Source organism: Meinhardsimonia xiamenensis (genome assembly GCF_900102905.1).
In the GTDB taxonomy this organism is placed as follows: Bacteria; Pseudomonadota; Alphaproteobacteria; order Rhodobacterales; family Rhodobacteraceae; genus Meinhardsimonia; species Meinhardsimonia xiamenensis.
This window is the reverse complement of record NZ_FNFV01000002.1, coordinates 478,374-498,338: the sequence shown is the minus strand read 5'-3', so window position 1 is coordinate 498,338 and position 19,965 is coordinate 478,374. Positions and strand designations below refer to the sequence as shown.

The 19,965-nt window shown below is 69.1% G+C and carries 22 protein-coding genes and 1 tRNA gene; 18 read left to right on the top strand and 5 right to left on the bottom strand.

Annotated features, from left to right (window positions below):
* Nucleotides 1–90 precede the first annotated feature (90 nt).
* The 8 genes from rpmF (at nucleotide 91) to tpiA (ending at nucleotide 5,967) form a co-directional block, all read left to right on the top strand.
* Entirely contained in the window at nucleotides 91–300 is a 210-nt protein-coding gene (rpmF, locus tag BLQ14_RS06295; RefSeq protein WP_092499252.1) for a 50S ribosomal protein L32, read from the top strand.
* Nucleotides 301–325: 25 nt separating this feature from the next.
* Complete coding sequence (gene plsX, locus BLQ14_RS06290; protein ID WP_092499250.1) at nucleotides 326–1,432, top strand: phosphate acyltransferase PlsX; 1,107 nt, start codon at nucleotides 326–328, stop codon at nucleotides 1,430–1,432.
* Entirely contained in the window at nucleotides 1,429–2,400 is a 972-nt protein-coding gene (locus tag BLQ14_RS06285; RefSeq protein ID WP_092499248.1) for a beta-ketoacyl-ACP synthase III, read from the top strand. The genes plsX and BLQ14_RS06285 overlap by 4 nt, the downstream gene beginning before the upstream one ends.
* Nucleotides 2,401–2,529: 129 nt before the next feature.
* Nucleotides 2,530–2,835 (top strand): integration host factor subunit alpha, encoded by a 306-nt coding sequence (gene ihfA / locus BLQ14_RS06280; RefSeq protein ID WP_092499246.1) that lies wholly within the window; start codon nucleotides 2,530–2,532, stop codon nucleotides 2,833–2,835.
* A 9-nt stretch (nucleotides 2,836–2,844) separates the two neighbouring features.
* Nucleotides 2,845–3,873: a MerR family transcriptional regulator gene (locus tag BLQ14_RS15510; RefSeq protein ID WP_245656964.1), complete on the top strand. Its 1,029-nt coding sequence runs from the start codon at nucleotides 2,845–2,847 to the stop codon at nucleotides 3,871–3,873.
* Nucleotides 3,874–3,945: 72 nt separating this feature from the next.
* Nucleotides 3,946–4,023, top strand: a tRNA-Pro gene (locus BLQ14_RS06270).
* Between the two features lie 22 nt (nucleotides 4,024–4,045).
* Nucleotides 4,046–5,134, top strand: a complete 1,089-nt coding sequence (locus BLQ14_RS06265) for a 2'-deoxycytidine 5'-triphosphate deaminase (protein WP_092499244.1) — start codon at nucleotides 4,046–4,048, stop codon at nucleotides 5,132–5,134.
* An 80-nt stretch (nucleotides 5,135–5,214) separates the two neighbouring features.
* Complete coding sequence (gene tpiA, locus BLQ14_RS06260) at nucleotides 5,215–5,967, top strand: triose-phosphate isomerase (protein WP_092499242.1); 753 nt, start codon at nucleotides 5,215–5,217, stop codon at nucleotides 5,965–5,967.
* 4 nt (nucleotides 5,968–5,971) lie between these two features.
* Here the strand turns inward: tpiA and BLQ14_RS06255 are convergent, their stop codons facing one another.
* The gene (locus BLQ14_RS06255; RefSeq protein ID WP_092499240.1) at nucleotides 5,972–7,174 is read right to left on the bottom strand and encodes an FAD-dependent monooxygenase; all 1,203 of its coding nucleotides are present in this window, start codon (nucleotides 7,172–7,174) and stop codon (nucleotides 5,972–5,974) included.
* Nucleotides 7,175–7,242: 68 nt separating this feature from the next.
* Nucleotides 7,243–7,665: an RNA polymerase-binding protein DksA gene (gene dksA, locus BLQ14_RS06250; RefSeq protein ID WP_092499500.1), complete on the bottom strand. Its 423-nt coding sequence runs from the start codon at nucleotides 7,663–7,665 to the stop codon at nucleotides 7,243–7,245.
* Nucleotides 7,666–7,850: 185 nt separating this feature from the next.
* Between dksA and BLQ14_RS06245 the strand changes: the two genes are divergently transcribed.
* The 7 genes from BLQ14_RS06245 to BLQ14_RS06220 all read left to right on the top strand — a co-directional run bounded on the left by BLQ14_RS06245 (nucleotide 7,851) and on the right by BLQ14_RS06220 (nucleotide 13,085).
* Nucleotides 7,851–8,690 carry an AAA family ATPase gene (locus BLQ14_RS06245; protein WP_092499237.1) on the top strand — a complete coding sequence of 280 codons (840 nt, stop codon included), beginning with the start codon at nucleotides 7,851–7,853 and terminating at the stop codon, nucleotides 8,688–8,690.
* A 329-nt stretch (nucleotides 8,691–9,019) separates the two neighbouring features.
* Complete coding sequence (locus BLQ14_RS06240) at nucleotides 9,020–10,396, top strand: DUF2927 domain-containing protein (protein ID WP_092499235.1); 1,377 nt, start codon at nucleotides 9,020–9,022, stop codon at nucleotides 10,394–10,396.
* Nucleotides 10,393–10,560 (top strand): hypothetical protein, encoded by a 168-nt coding sequence (locus BLQ14_RS15370; protein ID WP_170068401.1) that lies wholly within the window; start codon nucleotides 10,393–10,395, stop codon nucleotides 10,558–10,560. The genes BLQ14_RS06240 and BLQ14_RS15370 overlap by 4 nt, the downstream gene beginning before the upstream one ends.
* A gap of 31 nt (nucleotides 10,561–10,591) precedes the next feature.
* Nucleotides 10,592–11,779: a vWA domain-containing protein gene (locus BLQ14_RS06235; RefSeq protein WP_092499234.1), complete on the top strand. Its 1,188-nt coding sequence runs from the start codon at nucleotides 10,592–10,594 to the stop codon at nucleotides 11,777–11,779.
* 4 nt (nucleotides 11,780–11,783) lie between these two features.
* A complete protein-coding gene (locus BLQ14_RS06230; protein ID WP_143004462.1) occupies nucleotides 11,784–12,158 on the top strand; it encodes a hypothetical protein in 375 nt (124 codons plus the stop codon).
* Nucleotides 12,155–12,766: a DedA family protein gene (locus tag BLQ14_RS06225; protein WP_092499230.1), complete on the top strand. Its 612-nt coding sequence runs from the start codon at nucleotides 12,155–12,157 to the stop codon at nucleotides 12,764–12,766. Before BLQ14_RS06230 ends, BLQ14_RS06225 begins: the two co-directional genes overlap by 4 nt.
* A gap of 136 nt (nucleotides 12,767–12,902) precedes the next feature.
* Nucleotides 12,903–13,085 carry a hypothetical protein gene (locus BLQ14_RS06220; RefSeq protein ID WP_092499228.1) on the top strand — a complete coding sequence of 61 codons (183 nt, stop codon included), beginning with the start codon at nucleotides 12,903–12,905 and terminating at the stop codon, nucleotides 13,083–13,085.
* Here the strand turns inward: BLQ14_RS06220 and BLQ14_RS06215 are convergent.
* Complete coding sequence (locus tag BLQ14_RS06215) at nucleotides 13,075–13,950, bottom strand: LysR family transcriptional regulator (protein ID WP_092499226.1); 876 nt, start codon at nucleotides 13,948–13,950, stop codon at nucleotides 13,075–13,077. The two genes, BLQ14_RS06220 and BLQ14_RS06215, sit on opposite strands and share 11 nt — an antisense overlap.
* A 145-nt stretch (nucleotides 13,951–14,095) precedes the next feature.
* Between BLQ14_RS06215 and BLQ14_RS06210 the strand changes: the two genes are divergently transcribed.
* Nucleotides 14,096–14,566: a c-type cytochrome gene (locus BLQ14_RS06210; RefSeq protein WP_092499225.1), complete on the top strand. Its 471-nt coding sequence runs from the start codon at nucleotides 14,096–14,098 to the stop codon at nucleotides 14,564–14,566.
* Between the two features lie 76 nt (nucleotides 14,567–14,642).
* Complete coding sequence (locus tag BLQ14_RS06205; RefSeq protein ID WP_092499224.1) at nucleotides 14,643–15,545, top strand: cytochrome c; 903 nt, start codon at nucleotides 14,643–14,645, stop codon at nucleotides 15,543–15,545.
* Nucleotides 15,546–15,567: 22 nt separating this feature from the next.
* On the opposite strand, the gene lipA is transcribed toward BLQ14_RS06205, so the two are convergent.
* Nucleotides 15,568–16,518, bottom strand: a complete 951-nt coding sequence (lipA, locus tag BLQ14_RS06200) for a lipoyl synthase (RefSeq protein WP_092499222.1) — start codon at nucleotides 16,516–16,518, stop codon at nucleotides 15,568–15,570.
* Nucleotides 16,511–17,569, bottom strand: a complete 1,059-nt coding sequence (locus BLQ14_RS06195; protein ID WP_092499221.1) for a hydrogen peroxide-inducible genes activator — start codon at nucleotides 17,567–17,569, stop codon at nucleotides 16,511–16,513. Before BLQ14_RS06195 ends, lipA begins: the two co-directional genes overlap by 8 nt.
* Before the next feature lie 165 nt (nucleotides 17,570–17,734).
* On the opposite strand from BLQ14_RS06195, the gene katG reads away from it, so the two are divergent.
* On the top strand, nucleotides 17,735–19,936 hold the full coding sequence (katG, locus tag BLQ14_RS06190; RefSeq protein ID WP_092499219.1) for a catalase/peroxidase HPI: 2,202 nt from the start codon (nucleotides 17,735–17,737) through the stop codon (nucleotides 19,934–19,936).
* The last annotated feature ends 29 nt before the right edge of the window (nucleotides 19,937–19,965 follow it).

Here is a 19,965-nt window from a genome sequence, read left to right as displayed (position 1 = left end):
CGCCCGGGATGGCGTCAGACCAGGCGTCCCGGGCCCTTCTGCCCGACAACGCAAACCGGGGCCGAGCCCCCGCGAAACCGAGGTTGAGACATGGCCGTTCAACAGAACAAGGTCACCCGCTCGCGCCGCAACATGCGCCGCAGCCACGACGCGCTGGTTCCGGGCAACCCCGCCGAGTGCCCCGAATGCGGCGAGCTGAAGCGTCCTCACCACGTCTGCGCCGCCTGTGGTCACTATGACGGCCGCGAGGTGGTGGCCGTGGCGGGCGACATCGACGAGGAAGAGGTCGACGCCGCCTGACGATCTGACGGCGGGTTCCGGGCCAATGGCAGCTCCGACACCCAATGCAGGCGAACGCCCGGATGCGGCCGTGATCTCGGTCGATGCCATGGGCGGGGACCGGGGTCCTTCGGCCGTGGTCGCCGGGCTCGCGCGTTCGGCAGCGCAGAACCCGCGCATCCGCTTCATCCTGCACGGACCGGAGGATGAACTCCGCCGTCTCGTCTCGAGCCGCAAGAGCCTTGCCGGGCGGGTGGAGATCCGCCACGCCCCCGGTGTGGTGACGATGTCCGACAAGCCGAGCCAGGCGATGCGCCATGGCAAGGACACCTCCATGTGGTCGGCGATCGAATCGGTGCGCACGGGCGAAGCCGAGGTCTGTGTCTCCTGCGGCAACACCGGGGCGCTCATGGCCATTGCGATGCTGCGCCTCAAGCGGCTCGAGGGTGTGAACCGCCCGGCCATCGCGATCTTCTGGCCGTCACGCGGGCCGGCCGGCTTCACGGTGATGCTCGATGTCGGTGCCGACGTGCGGGCCGACGAGCGCGACCTGATGCAATACGCCCTCATGGGCGCCTCCTACGCCCGCAACGCCCTCGGCATAGAGCGCCCGCGCGTGGGCCTCATGAATGTCGGCACCGAGGAGAACAAGGGCAAGCCCGAACTCAAGCTTGCCCATGAGCTCATTGCCGGGGTCGCCGACGAGGCGCGTTTCGAATTCATCGGCTTCGTCGAGGGCGGCGACATTCCCTCCGGCCGGGTGGACGTGATCGTGACCGACGGATTTACCGGCAATGTCGCGCTGAAGACCGCCGAAGGCACCGCGAAGCTGATCCGCGATTTTCTGCGCGAGGCCTTCCGCGCCACGCCGCTTTCGCGTCTTGCCGCGCTGATGGCCTACACCTCGCTGCGCCGGCTGCAAAAGCGCATCGATCCCCGTCAGGTCAACGGCGGGGTGTTTCTCGGCCTCAACGGCACGGTGGTGAAAAGCCACGGCGCGGCCGATGCAACGGCCGTGGCGGCGGCGATCAAGCTGGCCGCGCGCCTTGCCGAATCGGGCTTCACCCGCCGCCTCGCGGCGCGCGTGGCCTCGGTCGGGGAACTCGGCGCCGCCGTCCAGGTCGGCTCTGCCGGCATGGAGCAGACGTCATGACCCGGCGCGCCGTCATTCGGGGCGCGGGCCACTACCTGCCCGAGCGGGTGGTCGAGAACGCCGAATTCGAAAAGACGCTCGACACGAGCGACGAGTGGATCCGTGCCCGCACCGGCATCGAGCGCCGCCATTTCGCCGCCGAGGGGCAGACCACGTCGGAACTGGCCGCGCGCGCCGCGCGCGCGGCACTGGCCGATGCCGGCATGGCCGCATCGGAGATCGATGCGGTGATCGTCGCCACCTCCACCGCCGACCTCACCTTTCCTTCCGTGGCGACAATGGTCCAGGACAAGCTGGGCATGACCACGGGCTTTGCCTATGACGTGCAGGCGGTTTGCGCAGGGTTCGTCTATGCACTGGCCAACGCCAATGCCCAGATTCTCTCGGGGCAGGCCGACCGGGTGCTGGTGATCGGGGCGGAGACGTTCTCGCGCATTCTCGACTTTTCCGACCGCACCACCTGCGTGCTGTTCGGCGACGGTGCCGGCGCGGTGGTGCTTGAGGCGGCGGAGGGGGCGGGCGACAGCGACGATCGGGGCATTCTCGCCGTCGATCTGCACTCGGACGGGCGCTACCGCGATCTTCTCTATGTCGACGGTGGCGTTTCCACCGGAACAACCGGCCATCTCAGAATGCAGGGGCGGGAGGTGTTCCGCCATGCGGTGGAAAAGCTCGCCGCGACCGCCCATGCCGCGCTCGACAAGGCTGGCCTCACCGGAGCGGATGTCGACTGGATCGTGCCGCATCAGGCCAATCTGAGGATCATCAAGGCCACGGCCCAGCGGATGCAGGTGCCGATGGAACGGGTGGTGGTGACGGTGCAGGACCACGGCAACACCTCGGCCGCCTCGATTCCGCTGGCGCTCTCAGTGGCGCGTGAGCGCGGCCAGATCCGGACCGGCGATCTGATCGTCACCGAGGCGATCGGCGGCGGTCTGGCTTGGGGCGCCGTGGTGCTGCGCTGGTAGGGCATCGCCGGGCCCGGCGCCGCGATTCTCCCCTCCCGCAACCACGCCTCGGGCGCCATATCCCAAGTGCTTGATATTGACTCGCAATTCAACCGCGCCCATGCTCCCGCGGACAGCAGGGGGAAAGACATGGGCAATTCGACGCTGACGCGGCAGGATCTCGCCGAGGCCGTCTTCCGCGAGGTCGGGCTTTCGCGCAACGAATCCGCTCAACTGGTGGAGAGCGTTCTTCAGCACATCTCCGACGCGCTCGTGCGCGGCGAGACGGTGAAGATCTCGTCCTTCGGCACCTTCACCGTGCGCCAGAAGGGCCAGCGCATCGGCCGCAACCCGAAAACCGGGGTGGAGGTGCCGATCTCGCCGCGGCGTGTGCTGTCGTTTCGGCCGTCGCATCTGATGAAGGAGCGCGTGGCCGAGGGCAACCGCGGGCGCTAGGGCCGCACGATGGAAAGGAAATCCCCGGAGGCCTTCCGCACCATCAGCGAGGTGGCCGAGTGGCTCGGCACGCCCACCCATGTGCTGCGCTTCTGGGAAAGCCGGTTCGCGCAGGTCAAGCCGGTCAAGCGCGCGGGCGGGCGGCGCTATTACCGGCCTTCCGACATGATGCTTCTGGGGGGCATCAAGAGGCTTCTGCATGAAGAGGGCATGACCATCCGCGGGGTGCAGAAGCTTCTGCGCGAGAAGGGGGTGAAGCATGTCGCAAGCCTTTCCCCGCCGCTCGAGCCGGATCTCGTGCTGACCATCGAGGCAACCACGCGCGGGGGAGAGGACGCGCGCGAGGCGCCGTTCGCGGAGGTCGAGGAGCAGATCGCGGAACGCCCGCCCGCAACCGTGGTCGACATCGAGACCGCGCGCGGCGGCCGCGACGCGGGCGAACGCGGCGAGGACCGGGGTGACGGCAGTGACGAGGAGGAGGCCCCCGCGAGCGCCCCCTACCCCTTTGCCCGCCCGCGCGCGCCATTTGCCAAGCCTCCGGCACTGCAGGACGAGGCCCGCTCGCAACCCGAAACCGCCGCCCCTCCGCAGGGCGAACCGGCCGGGGCGACGCCGCCGCAACCGGAGGAGAGCGAAACCTTGCCAGACACCGCGGCACCCGCCGGCGAGGAGCAGGGCGGCGAGCAGCCCCCCTCTACCCCGGAGTCTTCTGCTCCGGAGCCTTCTGCCCCAGAGCCGTTTTCACCAGAACCTGCCGCCTCTGAGGCTGCCGCCGCTGAACCGGCCGGCGGCGAGGAATCGCCGGGCGCGCGCGAAACCGCTCAAGCCCCCATGCGGCGGGATGAGCCCGCGCGCCGCCCCGCAGCCGCGCGGCCGGCGCTGGCCGATCCGATGGCCTTTGACGCGGTGATGGATGCGCTCCGCGAGGGCGCCCGCCCGGACCCGGCGGCCATCGCGCCGATCCTGTCCCGGCTCGAGGCGCTGAGGGCCTCCTTCGAGGCCTCATCCGCGCCTGCCGCCAAGGGGCCGGAAAGCTGAGCCCTGCCGCTCAGGAAGCGGCGCAGATAGGTGCTTGCCCCTCCCCGGAAAATGGTTATGTAGGGCATCCGTCGGGCTATGGCGCAGTCTGGTTAGCGCGTCCGTCTGGGGGACGGAAGGTCGCAGGTTCAAATCCTGCTAGCCCGACCAGAAACCGAATGAATTGCCGCGCATGACAACCCAGGGCCTGCTTCCGGATACCGAGATCGCGGCCCTCGCCGAGGCCGGTGCAATTGCCGCCCGGGACCCGATCGAGGACGATCAGCTTCAGCCGGCCTCGCTTGACCTGCGCCTCGGCAAGACCGCCTGGCGCGTGCGCGCCTCCTTCCTCGCCGGCCACGGAGTGCCCGTCGCCGAACGGCTGAAGCTCTTCGAGATGCACCAGATCGACCTCACGCCGGGCGCGGTGCTCGAGAAAGGCTGCGTCTATCTCGTCGAGCTTCAGGAACGGCTGGCGCTTCCCGAGGACGTCTCGGCGGTTGCCAATGCCAAATCCTCCACCGGCAGGCTCGATCTTCTGACCCGGGCCATCACCGACGGAGGCGCTGAATTCGACCGGATCGCGCCGGGCTACACGGGCCCGCTCTATGCCGAGATCTGCCCGCGCAGCTTCTCGGTGCTGGTGCGGCCGGGGATGCGGCTCAACCAGATCCGCTTCCGCCGCGGCCGCGCGGCGCTGTCGGATGAGGAGCTTGCCGCGCTCCACGCCCGCGAAAGGCTCGTGGATGGCGAGGCGGTGATCGCCGAGGGCCTGGGCTTCTCGGTCGATCTGCGCCCCACCGAGGGCACGCTGGCGGGCTACCGCGCCCGCCCCCATGCAGGGCTCATCGACCTCGACCGCATCGGCCACTACGAGATCGCCGATTTCTGGGAGGAGGTGCACGCCCGCGACGGGCGCATCGTGCTCGATCCGGGCGCCTTCTACATCCTCGTCAGCCGCGAGGCAGTGCATATCCCGCCCGATTACGCCGCCGAGATGGCGCCCTATCTCGCCATGGTCGGCGAGTTCCGGGTGCATTACGCGGGCTTCTTCGACCCCGGCTTTGGACATGCCGCCGCCGGCGGGGCGGGCGCGCGCGGCGTCCTGGAGGTGCGCTGCCACGAGGCGCCCTTCGTGCTTGAACACGGCCAGATCGTGGGCAGGCTCATCTACGAGCGCATGGCCGGGCGCCCGAAAAGGCTCTATGGGGCGGGGCTTGCCTCCAACTATCAGGGTCAGGGGCTGAAGCTGTCGAAGCACTTCCGCATGCCTCCCGCCTGAGGCACGGGACATTCCGCCGCTTTCGTGCGCCGGCGAAAACCGCTAACCGCTGTCCCGAACCGACAGACGAGGGAGAGCCCATGACCGACCGCCGCAAGCTTGCCGCCGGAAACTGGAAGATGAACGGCACCTCCGCCGCGCTCGCCGAGATCGACGCGCTCGCGGAGGCCCACCCTGCGCCGGGCTGCGAGGTGCTCATCTGCCCGCCGGCCACGCTCATCCACCGCGCCGCCCAGCGCGCCCAGGGCACCGCCATCGCCATTGGCGGGCAGGACTGCCACCATGAGCCCGCCGGCGCGCATACCGGCGACATCTCGGCCGGCATGCTGACCGACGCGGGCGCAACCCATGTCATCCTCGGCCATTCCGAGCGCCGCGCCGACCATGGCGAGACCGATGCGCTGGTGCGCGCCAAATGCGAGGCGGCGCTTGGCGCGGGGCTCGTGGCCATCGTCTGCGTTGGCGAGACGCTGGCCGAGCGCGAGGCGGGGCGCACGCTTGATGTGGTGGGCTCACAGGTGACGGGCTCCCTGCCCGACGGCGCCACCGCCGCGCGCGTCGTGGTGGCCTATGAGCCGGTCTGGGCGATCGGCACCGGCCATGTGCCGACGGTGGAACAGATCGGCGAGGTGCACGGCCATATCCGCAAGCTCCTCCTGGAGCGCTTCGGCGCGGAGGGCGCGGGCATGCGCATCCTCTACGGCGGCTCGGTGAAGCCCTCGAACGCGGCCGAGATCTTCGCGGTGGCCGACGTCGATGGCGCCCTCGTGGGCGGCGCCTCGCTGAAGGCGGCGGATTTCTCGGGCATCATCGCCGCGCTCGAGGCGGCGTGATGCCTCACGGCCGGCTTGGGCGTCGGGCCGGCTTCCCCTCGCCCGCCGTCACGTCATGGCCGTAGAGCCATTCGAAACGTGACAGGGCGGCGTGGGGAAACAGCGCCCCGCCCAGTCTGAGCACCCCATGCGCGAGCCCGCGCAGAAGCGGGTTTGCCAGATGGTAGTTGCGCGCATTGGCATTGGCCGCCTCGATGGCCCTGACCACCCGCGCCCGCCGCGCCGCCTGGTATGCCGCCAGCGCGCGCGAAGGCTCCTCCTCGTCAAGGCAGCGGGCCAGCACCCACGCATCCTCGAGCGCCATGTTCGCCCCCTGCGCCAGAAACGGAAGCGTGGGGTGCGCCGCATCGCCGAGGATCGCCAGCCGCTCCGAATGCCAGCGCCGTGCCACGGGGTGACGGAACAGCCCCCACAGGAACACCTCTTCAACCCGCTCCAGAAGCCGCCCCACCTCCGGCGCAAAGCCCGCGAAGGCCGCGCGCAGACGGGCGGGCTCGTCGCGCTGATGCCAGCCTTCCGCCGCCCATTCGCGCCGCTCCTCCACCGCCACGATGTTGACGAGCGCGCCGCCGCGCAGCGGATAGCGCACGAGATGCCGCCCCGGCCCCATGAACACGCTCACCTCCGGCGGCTCGGCTCCCGTCGCCGGCACCAGCGCGCGCCAGGCCGCCTGCCCGGTGAAGAAGGGCGCCGCCGCGCCGTTGAGGATGGGGCGCAGCCGGGAGTGAATGCCATCGGCCCCGATCGCAAGCTCCGCCTCCCGCGCCTCGCCGCCCGCGAGGACCAGGCGGACAGCTTCGCCCTCCTCCTTCACCGCTGCAACCTCGGCGCCGGTCTCGATCTCGACCCCGGCCGCGCGCGCGCCCGCTGCAAGGGACGCCACCAGATCGGCGCGGTGGACGAAGAGAAACCGCCGCTCGGGGTGCCGTCCCGCGAGATCCAGCCTAAGCACGTCGCGCCCCGAAAGACCGTCGCGCAACCGCACCACGCGCCCGCGCACCGCGCGCGCCTCGACCGCCTCGGCCACCCCCAGCGCCCGTAGCACCGCATGGCCATTGGGGCTGATCTGCAGCCCCGCGCCGACCTCCTCGATGCGCGCCGCCCGCTCCATCACCCGCACCCGGGCGCCCCTGAGCGCAAGGGCCAGCGCCAGCGACAGCCCGGCAATGCCGCCACCGACAACCGCGATCTCCCTGCCCCGCAGCATCTGCCCTCCAAACGAAAAGGGGACGGAAGCCGTGCTCCGTCCCCTCCTCCACGATCCCTGACGCGCGATCAGTCGTCGCGATGAACCTTTTCGCGGCGCTCGTGGCGCTCCTGCGCCTCGAGCGTCATGGTGGCGATGGGGCGTGCATCGAGCCGCTTGAGCGAGATCGGCTCGCCGGTGACCACGCAATAGCCGTACTCGCCCGTCTCGATCCGCCGAAGCGCCGCATCGATCTTCGCTATGAGCTTGCGCTGACGGTCACGTGTCCTGAGCTCAATGGCCCGGTCGGTCTCCTCGCTGGCTCGGTCGGCCATGTCGGGGACGGCACGCGCGCTCTGCTGAAGTTCCTCGAGGGTGTGCTTGCTTTCCTCCAGTATCTCCGCCTTCCAGGCAAGGAGCTTGCGCCGGAAATACTCAAGCTGGCGCTCGTTCATGAAAGGCTCGTCCTCGGCCGGACGATAGTCTTCTGGAAGGAAGACCTCAGGCTTCATGCAAGACTCCTCCAACTCGCCGGATGCGGCGTCCCAATGCTCGGTCATGGTCATCCGGCACCCTCCATGCCGCCCATGTAGCTCATGGCCCCGCCCTTGTCACTAGCCGAAACGCCCGCTGTTGCGGGCCGCCGCGCCTGTGCTAGGTTCCCGTGAACAGTTTGTTGCAGGGCGCTGAAAATCACATGAAATTCACCGGCTCCGATTCCTACGTCGCGACAGAAGACCTGATGATTGCCGTCAATGCGGCGGTCACGCTCGAGCGGCCGCTCCTGGTCAAGGGCGAGCCCGGCACCGGCAAGACTGAGCTCGCCCGGCAGGTGGCCGCGGCTCTCGGCCTGCCGATCATCGAGTGGCACATCAAGTCGACCACCAAGGCCCAGCAGGGGCTTTACGAATACGACGCCGTCAGCCGTCTGCGCGACAGCCAGCTCGGCGAGGAGCGGGTGCGCGACGTGCGCAACTACATCAAGCCCGGCAAGCTGTGGGAAGCCTTCGCCGCCGACAGCAAGGTGGTGCTGCTGATCGACGAGATCGACAAGGCCGACATCGAGTTTCCCAACGACCTTCTGCAGGAGCTCGACCGGATGGAGTTCTTCGTCTACGAGACCGGAGAGACCATCCGCGCGCGCCACCGTCCCATCGTCATCATCACCTCCAACAACGAAAAGGAGCTGCCTGACGCCTTCCTGCGGCGCTGCTTCTTTCATTACATCCGCTTTCCGGACATGGACACGATGAAGCGTATCGTCGAGGTGCATTTTCCCGGCATCAAGGAGGCGCTGCTGACCGCCGCGCTCACCCGTTTCTACGAGATCCGCGAGACGCCGGGGCTCAAGAAGAAACCCTCGACCTCAGAGGTGCTCGACTGGCTGAAACTTCTCCTCGCCGAGGATCTGAGCCCCGAGGATCTGCGCCGCGACGGGACAAGCGCGCTGCCGAAGCTCCACGGCGCGCTGCTGAAGAACGAGCAGGACGTGCATCTGTTCGAGCGGCTGGCCTTCATGGCCCGCGCGCAGCGCTGAGGGTCGGCCATCGGTCCCGTCGGCGCATCATGCGCGCGGGCTCCACGATCACGCCTTGCCGACAGAATTGTCGCCGAACATCCGACATTGCGGACCGAAACCGGGCCAGCCGGCGAATTCAGGTTCTCCGAATCGCAGCCGGGCGATAATGTGGCGAGGTGGGGGCGCGAAATTGGTGAAATCTCACGGTGCTGGACTCCGTCTTTGATCGACCCGCGCTCCGCTCGAGCCTCCGTTGCGTCACTGCTCACCGCCGACGCGGCTTGTCATGCCTGACATCCTTGCGCATTGCTCCGGCCCTGCGGCGGGGAGTGCTGAGGCGCGTCATCATGCCGGCCGCGGCGCTTTCGCTGCTTGTCTCCTGCGCCGCCGCGCCGCCGGACGGACTCGCCAGCCGGGTCGCCCGCACGCCCACCGATCCCTTGCCACCGATGAAGTTCTTCGGCAGCGAAGCACGCAGCCTGCCGCCGCTGCGCAGCAACGCCGAGATGGCGCAGGATTTTCTCGACCTTTCCTTCCGGCTGGAGTCCGGGCGGGAGCTCGAGGTCATGAGCCGATTCGAGGGGCCGATCAGCCTCCGTCTCGTGGGCGCGGAGGCCGTGCCGAGTCTCGGCCCTGATCTGGCGCGCCTGCTGAGCCGGCTGCGGCGCGAGGCGGGCATCAGCATCGCGCGCGTGCCGGCCGATGACGCCTCGGCTTCGATCACCGTCGAGGTCCTGCCGCGCCGCCTCCTGCGCCGCCACGCGCCGAGCGCGGCATGCTTCGTTGTCCCGCGCGTCTCAAGCTGGGAGGAGTTTGTCCGCAACCGCAACAGCGAACGCATCGACTGGGCGACGCTCCGGGTGCGCGAGCGCCTCGCCATCTTCCTCCCCGGTGACGTGAGCCCGCAGGAAGCGCGCGACTGCCTGCACGAAGAGCTCGCGCAGGCACTCGGGCCGCTCAATGACCTCTACCGCCTGCCCGACAGCGTCTTCAACGACGACAACTTCCACACCGTGCTCACCGGCTTCGACATGCTGATGCTGCGCGCCTATTACGATCCCGCGCTCGCCTCGGGCATGACGCGCGACGAGGCCGCGCGCCGCATCCGCAGCATTCTCGCGCGCCTCAACCCTCAGGGCGAGCGCGTGCCGGCGCGCCCCGTGCGTCCCACGCCCCCCGAGTGGACCCGGGCGATGGAAGAGGCTCTCGGCCAGCGAAGCCCGCAGGCACGGCGCGAAGCCGCCGCCCGCCGCGCGGTGCAGATCGCCGAAGCTGCCGGAATTGACGACACGCGCCTTGGCTTTTCGCTCTATGCTCTCGGTCGCCTGTCGCTCGCACGATCGGCGGAAACCGCGCTGGCGGCCTTCCTCAATGCCCGACAGATCTACGCCTCGCGCCCCGAAACCGCGGTTCAGGCGGCACATGTCTCGATGCAGATTGCGGCCTTTTCGCTTTCCGCCGGGCAGACGGACACGGCGCTTGAACTTGTCGAAGAAGCGCTGCCCGCCGCAGCACAGGCCGAAAACGCCGCTCTGCTGGCCACGCTTCTGATGATCAAGGCGGAAGCGCTGGAGCAGCTGGGACGCTCGCGCGAGGCGCGGGCAGTTCGGCTCGACAGTCTGGGCTGGGCGCGCTACGGTTTCGGCTCCGACAGCGATGTGCGCGCGCGCGTGGCCGAGATTGCCGCACTCGCGCCGCAGGTGGGCAGGGCCTTGAGGCGATGATCGTTCTGATAGCGGCGGTTCTTGGCGTGGTGGTGGGGCTGAGCCGGGCCAGGGCGCGCGGGGGCAACCGGCTCGACATGGCGCAATACGCGGCCGTGCACGGCATCATCTTCGCCCTGATCGGTCTGTTCGTGACGCTTGCCATCCACCGCGCCGCGCTCTGAGCGGGGCGCGGGCCAGCGGGAGCGCGGGGCGATGTTCCTGAAGTTCTTTGAAAACCTTCGCGCAGAAGGCGTGCCCGTATCCTTGCGCGAGTTCCTCGCCTTTCTCGAAGCGGTTCACGCGGGGCTCGTCATCTACGACGTCGAGGCTTTCTACTACCTCGCCCGCGCCGCAATGGTGAAGGACGAGCGCCACATCGACCGTTTCGACCGCGCCTTCGCGAAAAGCTTCGAGGGGGTGGAGGAGATCTCGCTCGCAGATGTGCTGGAAGCGATCGATCTGCCCCCCGAATGGCTGGAGAAACTCGCCGAGAAGCATCTGAGCGAGGAGGAGCGGCGCCAGATCGAGGCGCTCGGCGGCTTCGAGAAGCTGATGGAGACGCTGCGCGAGCGTCTGCGCGAGCAGCACGGGCGCCACCAGGGCGGCTCGAAATGGATCGGCACCGCCGGCACCTCGCCCTTCGGCGCCTATGGTTACAATCCCGAGGGCGTGCGCATCGGCCAGAAGGAGGGCCGGCACGGCCGCGCCGTCAAGGTCTGGGACCGGCGCGAGTTCCGCGACTTCGACGACACGGTCGAGATCGGCACCCGCAACATCAAGGTGGCGCTCAAGCGCCTGCGCCGCTGGGCCCGCGAGGGCGCGGAGGAGGAGCTTGACCTCGACGGCACCATCCGCGCCACGGCCGAGCACGGCTATCTTGACGTGATCACGCGTCCCGAGCGGCGCAATGCGGTGAAGGTGCTGCTGTTTCTCGACGTGGGCGGGTCGATGGACCCGCATGTGAAGCTTGTCGAGGAGCTGTTCTCGGCCGCGCGGGCGGAGTTCAAGCATCTCGAGCACTACTATTTCCACAACTGCCTCTATGAGGGCGTCTGGCGCGACAACCGCCGGCGCTGGTCGGAACAGACGCCGACCTGGGAGGTGCTGCGCACCTACGGGCGCGACTGGAAATGCATCTTCGTGGGCGATGCCTCGATGAGCCCTTACGAAATCGCCTATCCGGGCGGGGCGAACGAGCACTGGAACGAGGAGGCGGGCGAAGTCTGGCTGACCCGCGCGCGAGACCAGTGGCCCGACAATCTGTGGATCAATCCCGTACCCGAGAAATACTGGGACTACACGCCCTCGATCTCGATGATCCGCGAGATATTCGGCCCGGAGCGCATGGTGCCGCTCACCCTGGAGGGTATCGAGCGCGGCATGCGCGTGCTGGGGCGCTAGAACATTGGCGGGCCTGCTCCGGCGCATGTGGAAGGCGGCGCCGCTGGCCACGCTGTTGCTGGCGCTGGGTCTTGCAGCGGCGGGCTTTTTCACCGTGCGCACCGTCGCCTTCTGGATCTACTGGTCCGACCCCGCCCATCGCGACCAGCGGATCGAGGGCTGGATGACTCCGGGCTATGTCGCCCATTCCTGGCGCGTACCGCGCGAGGTGGTTTTCGACGCGATCGGCCTCGCCCCAGGCCCTGGGGGGCATCGCCCGATCGAGGAGATCGCGGCGAGCCAAGGGCGCAGCACCGGGGAGCTCATTGCCGCGCTGGAAGCCGGCATCGCCGCCTGGCGCGCGGCGAATCCGTCGGCCGGGGATGCGCTGCGCCCATGACCGACACGCTTTTCGCCCTCATCGCCGATTACGGCGCGTTTGCGGTGATGGTCTCCGCCTTTCTCTCCTGCCTTGCGCTTCCGATTCCGACCTCGCTGATGATGCTGGCGGGCGGGGCGCTTTCCGCCTCGGGCGATCTGGCGCTCATGGACGTGGCGCTTCTGGCCTATCTTGGCGCCGTGGTGGGGGATCAGGCGGGCTATGCGATCGGGCGGATCGGCGGGGCGCCGCTTCTGGAGCGGCTTGCTCGCAAGCCCGCGCGCGCTGCGGTGCTCGCACGTGCCCGGCGCCTTGTCGACCGCCATGGCGGCGTGGGCGTCTTTTTCTCCACATGGGCGGTGGCGCCCTTTGGGCCGTGGGTGAATTTTGCCGCCGGCGCCACCGGTCTCGCCTGGCGGCGATTTGCCATCTGGGACGCGCTGGGCGAGGTGATCTGGGTGGCGCTCTACGTGGGCCTTGGCTTTGCCTTTGCCAGCCACATCGAGTTTCTGGCGAGCCTCATGGGCAACCTCTCGGGGCTGCTCGCCGCGCTCGTGCTGGCCGCGGGAGCGGCCCTGTGGATCCGTGCCGCGATGCGTGCCCGCGCCGGGCGCAAGCCGGACCCCTGATCAACGCGCGTTTTGTCACCTGCCCGATCAACGGGCCTGATGTCCTGCCGGCGCCGCGCTTGCCCCCCACGCCCCGGCCGGGCTATGCCCGAAGCGGTGCAACTGCGCGGTGGCCAACTGGAAAGGACAGTCCCGCATGTGGCTTCGTGCCCTTCTTCGCATGGCTCTCTGGGCCCGCAACCCGCCCTCCGAGTCACGCGTGAAGTTCGTGCTTGCCGTCATCGCCGTATGCCTTGCCCTCTTCGCGCTCGAGCGCTTCTTCGGATGGCCCGACTGGCTCACTCCCGAGTTCACGCCGAACGGCCGGATCAGGCCCTGACCCCGCAGGCCAGATATGCCGCCCTGCGCGCGAGCCCGCGCAGGATGCGCCGGCGCAGCGTTGCAAGCCGGGGCACATCGGCAAGCTCGGCGTGACAGGCCACCCAGATCGGCACGCGCAGTTCCGGCTGAGGCGCTGCCAGCCGGACGAGCCGCGCGTCACTCTCGCCGAGCGGACAGGGCAGAACCGCCCGCCCAAGCCCCGCCGCGGCCATGCCCGCAAGCACGACGAAACTGTCGGCCCCGCCGGCGATGCGCTCCGGCTCGGCCTGTCCGGCCAGCCAGTCGGCCAGAGGGGTTCGCGCCAGCGTGCCGCCAAGGCCGAGCCACTGTCTGCAACGCTCGCCCTGCACGCGCTGCGCATAGACCGCGAAGCCCAGCTCGGCACCGATTTCGCCCGACAGATCGTCAGGCAGCGACATCGCCGGCCGCACGGCTATCTCGGCGGACAGCCGCGCGAGATCCAGCCGCTCATTGGCTGCGACGAGATCAAGCCTCAGCTCCGGCATCTCGGACGAGATCTCGGCGAGGATCTCGGGCAGCACCGCCACGCAGAGGCTGTCGGTCGAGGTCACGCGCACACGGCCCGCAGGCGCGGCGCCGGCGCCGCGCAGCGTTCGGGACACCGCATCGACCGCGGCCGCCACCTCGCGCGCGGCCTCGATCACCTTCAGCCGCTCGGGCGGAATGCGGTAGCCCGCCGGGCTGCGCTCGAAAAGTGTCAGGCCGTGGCTCTGCTCGAAGGCGGCAATGCGGCGCAGCACCGTGGCATGGTTCACCCCCAGCGCCCGCGCCGCCGCCGCGAGCGACCCGTGCTCGGCCACCGCGAGCACGAAACGCAGATCATCCCAGTTGTCCCTGTGCATGATTTCACAGGGAAGGTGCGAAATTTGCCCCTGTCAAGGCAGGAAGACACAGCTACACTCTCGGTCACATCCGCGAAACGTGACGCGGGTCAGCGGGTGCAACCCGACTGCAACAGGCAACTGCATCGAACAGGGAGCAAGGCCCATGAGTCTCAAGCGCAGCATTCTGACGGGCGTGACCATTGCCGCCCTTGCCGCGGGTGGCGTCTGGGCGGCAAGCCATGGCGGCCCGCCGCCTGCTGTAAAGGCGCGCCAGGCGCACATGCAGCTCTATGCGTTCAATCTCGGCATACTGGGAGCCATGGCCAAGGGCGAGGCGGAATTCGACGCCGAGAAGGCGCAGCGTGCCGCCAACAACCTGGCTGCGCTCGTGTCTCTCGACCAGACCGATTACTGGGTTCCGGGCACGAGCTCGGCGGAGGTGATGGAAAGCCGCCTCAAGCCGGAGATGTTCGAGAACGTCGCCGACGCCATGGCCAAGGGCAAGGCCCTTCAGGAAGCGGTCATGGCACTGCAGGGCGCGGCCGGCACGCTCGACGGGCTGCGCGCGTCCATCGGCCCGGTGGGCGGGGCCTGCGGCGCCTGCCACAAGGCCTACCGCGAGCCGCAGCAGTAGGCGAAGCCAGACGAACCGGGGCGGCGGCCGGCAATGCCGGGCGCCGCCTGCGTGCTGATCAGCCGGGGGTCATCCGATGCGCCGCCTTGCCCGCGCCCTTGCCATTCTTGCGGTGACCGGCGTTGCCGCCTTCTGGTATCTGACCGCGCCGCGAAGCGAGCCCGTCGAGAACCTGACCGGGCTTGCGGGTGATGCCGGCCGTGGCGCGCTGGTCTTTGCCGCCGGCGGCTGCGCCTCCTGCCACGCGGCGCCGGGCGCGGAGGGCGCGGCGCGGCTGGAGCTTGGCGGCGGGCGGCGCTTTGCCTCGCCCTTCGGCACCTTCGTCGCCCCCAACATCTCCCCCGACCCGGAGCACGGCATCGGCGGCTGGAGCGTGGCCGATCTCGTCAACGCGATGCACCACGGCACCTCGCCGGAGGGCGCGCATTACTACCCGGCCTTTCCCTACACCTCCTATGCGCGGGTGAGCCTGCAGGACATCGCCGACCTGCATGCCTATCTGCTCACGCTGCCGCCCGTCGCACGCCCCAGCGCGCCGCATGAGGTCGGCTTTCCCTTCAACATCCGCCGGCTTCTGGGCGGCTGGAAGCTCCTGTTTGCCCGCCACGACGGCCCGGTGGTGAAGGATGTGCCCCCCGAGGCCGAGCGCGGGCGCTATCTGGTCGAGGGGCTGGGGCATTGCGGCGAGTGCCACACGCCGCGCAATGCACTCGGCGGGCTCGACTATTCCCGCTGGCTTGGCGGCGCGCCGAACCCCACGGGCAAGGGGCGCATCCCCAACATCACCCCTGCCGCTCTCGACTGGTCGGAGGCCGACATCGCCTATTACCTCGAGACGGGCTTCACCCCCGACTTCGACTCCGCGGGCGGCGAGATGGCCGAGGTGGTCAAGAACACCGCCCAGCTCAGCCCCGAGGACCGCGCCTCGATCGCCGCGTATCTCAAGGCGGTGCCGCCGGTGAGGGACGCCGCGCAGTAGCGGGCTAGGCCCGCCCCTTGTGTCAGGCGCGCCCGAGCCTTGCCTCGCGCGCCGCCCGCAGCCGGGCGAAATCCTCGCCCGCGTGATAACTCGAGCGCGTCAGCGGGCTGGCCGAGACCATCAGAAACCCCTTGCCCCAGGCCGCCTTCTCGTAGGAGGCGAATTCCTCGGGGGTCACGAAACGGTCCACCCGATGATGCTTGGGCGTTGGCTGGAGATACTGGCCAATGGTGAGAAAATCGACATCGGCCGAGCGCATGTCGTCCATCACCTGCAGCACTTCCTCACGCCGCTCGCCGAGCCCCACCATGAGCCCGGACTTGGTGAACATCGAGGGGTCGAGCTCCTTGACCCGCTGCAGAAGCCGCAGGCTGTGGAAGTAGCGCGCGCCGGGGCGCACTTGCGGATAAAGCCCCGGCACCGTCTCGAGATTGTGGTTGAAGACATCGGGCCGTGCCGCCACCACCGTCTCCAGCGCCTCGGGGCCGCACTTGAGAAAATCCGGGGTCAGCACCTCGATCGTCGTCTCCGGGGCGGCATGGCGAACGGCGCGGATGGTGCGGGCGAAATGCTCCGCCCCGCCGTCGGGAAGGTCGTCGCGATCCACCGAGGTGATGACCACGTGCTTGAGGCCGAGCTTGCGCACCGCATCTGCCACGCGCGCGGGCTCGAAGATGTCGAGCGCCTCGGGCCTGCCGGTGGCGACATTGCAGAAGGTGCAGCCGCGGGTGCAGATCTCGCCCATGATCATCATGGTCGCGTGGCCCTGGCTCCAGCACTCGCCGACATTGGGGCAGCCGGCCTCCTCGCAGACGGTCACCAGCTTGTGCTCGCGCATGATGTTGCGTGTGGCGATGTAGCCGGGGCTGCCCGGTGCCTTGACCCGGATCCAGGCGGGCTTCTTCGGCTGGGCATTGTCGGGGCGGTGCGCCTTCTCAGGGTGGCGCTGGCCGGGGTCGCTCAGATCACGCATGCCTCTCTCCCACGTCTTGCCCGTCTTCTAGCGCATCGCCGCGCGCTCCGCCATCCGCTGCCGCGCACGCCGGATTTGCGGCAAGCGCATGGCGCGCCTCGGCCACGGCCGCGCGGCCGGCGCGCGCGAAGAGGTGGGCAAGCTCGTCAAACCAGTCGTCCTGCCAACCGGCACCCTGCGGGCGGCGGCCATCTGCACCATCAATCCGCGAGGCGCGCGCGCGGCGCACAAGCCCGATGCGACGCACCGGCTCGGGCGCGGCAAAGCGCATCACCGCAAGCCCGGGCGCGGCTGCCGTCTCCGCCGCCACCGCGATCTCGGGCAGCAGCGTAAGCCCGAAGCCTTCCGCCGCCAGCCGCGTCAATGTCGAGAGCGAGGCTGCGCCGAGGTCGGTGCCGAGGCTCGCGCGATCGATCCCGCAGACCTCAAGCGCCTGGTCGGCCAGGCAATGCCCTTCTTCCAGCAACAACAGCCGGTCGGGATCAAGCCCGCGCGGCGAAGGCATGCGGCCCTCGGCCAGCCGGGCAAGCTCGCCCCGCGTGCCGGCCAGAAGGAATCGCTCCTCGAACAGCGGCGCTTCCTCCAACCCAGGCCGGCCCGCAGGCAGCGCCATGACCGCGGCGTCAAGCCTTCCCTCCAGGAGTCCCTCGACGAGCTCGCCAGTGCGCGCCTCGCGCACACGCAAGTCGAGCGACGGCCGCCCTGCGCGCAGCAACGGGATGGCGTGGGGCAGCAGATATGGCGCCACGGTGGGGATCACCCCGAGCCGCAAGCGCCCGTCGAGACCCACCCGCCGGGTGACCGCCTGCTCGATGCGCTCGAGTTCGCGCCGGATGGAGCGCGCGGCGGCGAGCACCTCCTCGCCCACGGGCGTGAGCCTGACTTCCCGCCCGCCGCGTTCGATCAGCGTGGCGCCAAGGCGCGCCTCGAGTTCGCGGATCTGCGTCGACAAGGCAGGCTGAGTGACATGGCAGGCCTCCGCCGCGCGGCCGAAATGCCGCGTCTGGGCAAGGGCCATCAGGTAGTCGAGCTGACGCAGCGTGATATTCATAACGGCAAATTATCAAAACAGGAAAAAAACGCAATTTCCATTTATGCTCTCCCGAGCATAGCATGCGCCCCGCACGGACGAGGTGCGGGTCCTGCCCCGCGCCCCCGAAAGCCGCCCATCCCCGACCGATGGGCGCAAGAGCCAATGATGAGGAGAGAACAGAACATGGACGGAAACGCATCTGCCATCGCGTCCGGCTGCCCGGTCCATTCGGCCGCCGAAATGGGTGTTCGCACCATCCGTGACTGGTGGCCCAACCAGATCAACCTTGCCATCCTGCACCAGCGCCATCCGGCGTCCGATCCGTACGGGCCGGATTTCAACTACCGCGAGGAGTTCAAGAAACTCGACCTCGAGGCGGTCAAGGCCGACCTGCGCGCGCTGATGACCGAAAGCCAGGACTGGTGGCCGGCCGACTACGGCCATTACGGCGGTCTGATGATCCGCATGGCCTGGCACTCGGCCGGCACCTACCGTACCGGCGACGGCCGCGGCGGCGGCAACACCGGCAATGAACGCTTTGCGCCGCTCAACTCCTGGCCCGACAACGCCAACCTCGACAAGGCGCGCCGGCTTCTGTGGCCGATCAAGAAGAAGTACGGCCGCGCCCTGAGCTGGGCCGACCTGTTCATCCTCGCCGGCAACGTGGCGCTCGAATCGATGGGGCTGAAGCCCATCGGCTTTGGCGGCGGGCGCGAGGACATCTGGGCGCCCGAGGAAGACATCTACTGGGGCAACGAGGCCGAGTGGCTCGGCGACCAGCGCTATGCCGGCAATCACGAGGTTCTCGAGATGCCCCTCGCGGCGGTGCAGATGGGGCTGATCTACGTCAACCCCGAGGGGCCGAACGGCAACCCCGACCCGGTGGCGGCCGGTCGCGACGTGCGCGAGACCTTCCGCCGCATGGGCATGAATGACGAGGAGACGGTGGCGCTGACGGCAGGCGGCCACACCTTCGGCAAGTGCCACGGCGCGGGCGATCCGTCGCTCGTCGGTCCCGAGCCCGAGGCTGCGCCGCTCCACCAGATGGGGCTTGGCTGGAAGTCCTCCTACGGCAAGGGCATGGGCCGCGACACCATCACCAGCGGGCTCGAAGGGTCATGGACGCCCACGCCGACGCAGTGGGACAACAGCTATTTCGACGTGCTGTTCGGCTATGAGTGGGAGCTCGTGAAGAGCCCCGCCGGCGCCTGGCAGTGGACGCCGAAGAACCCGCGCCCCGAGCACATGGCGCCCGACCCGGAGGATCCCTCCAGGAAGGTGCCGATCATGATGACCACGGCGGACATGTCGCTGCGCTTCGACCCCGAGTTCGAGAAGATCGCGCGCCGCTTCCACCAGAACCCCGACGAGTTCCGCGATGCCTTCGCGCGGGCCTGGTTCAAGCTCACCCACCGCGACATGGGGCCGAAGGCGCGCTACCTCGGCCCGGACGTGCCGGAAGAAGACTTCATCTGGCAGGATCCGCTGCCCAAGCGCGACTACGAGCTGATCGACGCGGGCGACATCGCCGCGCTGAAGCAGAAGATCCTGGCCACGGGGCTCTCCGTCTCCGACCTGGTGTTCACCGCCTGGGCGTCGGCCTCGACCTTCCGCGGCTCGGACTTCCGCGGGGGCGCGAACGGCGCGCGGATCCGTCTGGCGCCGCAGAAGGACTGGCCGGTGAACGAGCCCGAGCGTATCGCGCGGGTGATCTCCGCGCTCGAGGGCGTCAAGGCCGAGTTCGACGCCTCCGCGACCGGCGGCAAGAAGGTTTCGCTGGCCGATCTGATCGTGCTCGGCGGGGCCGCGGCGATCGAGGCGGCGGCGAAGGCGGGCGGCCACGACATCGAGGTGCCGTTTACGCCGGGTCGTGTCGATGCCGGGCCCGAGCACGTCGATGAAGATGGCATGGCGGCGCTCGAGCCCTTCGCCGACGGTTTCCGCAACTGGCAGAAGGCACGCTGCCCGGTGCCGCCCGAGGCGCTGCTCGTCGACCGCGCGCAGCTTCTTGGCCTCTCGGCGCCGCAGATGACGGTGCTCGTGGGCGGCCTGCGGGTGCTCGGGGCCAACACCGGCGGCTCGACCCATGGCGTGCTCACCGAGCGGCCCGGCGTGCTGTCGAACGACTTCTTCGTCAACATCACCGACATGGGCCTCGACTGGGCCCCGGTGGACGAGGACGAGCAGGAGTTCGAGGCCCGCGACCGCAAGACCGGCACGGTGAAGTGGACCGGCACGCGCGTCGACCTCGTCTTCGGCGCCAACTCGCAGCTGCGGGCGCTGTCGGAGGTCTACGCATCCGACGATGCGGCCGAGAAGTTCGTGAACGACTTCGTCGCCGCCTGGAACAAGGTGATGATGGCCGACCGCTTCGACCTCGAGTGAGCCGGTCCGACAACCACACCGCAAGGGCG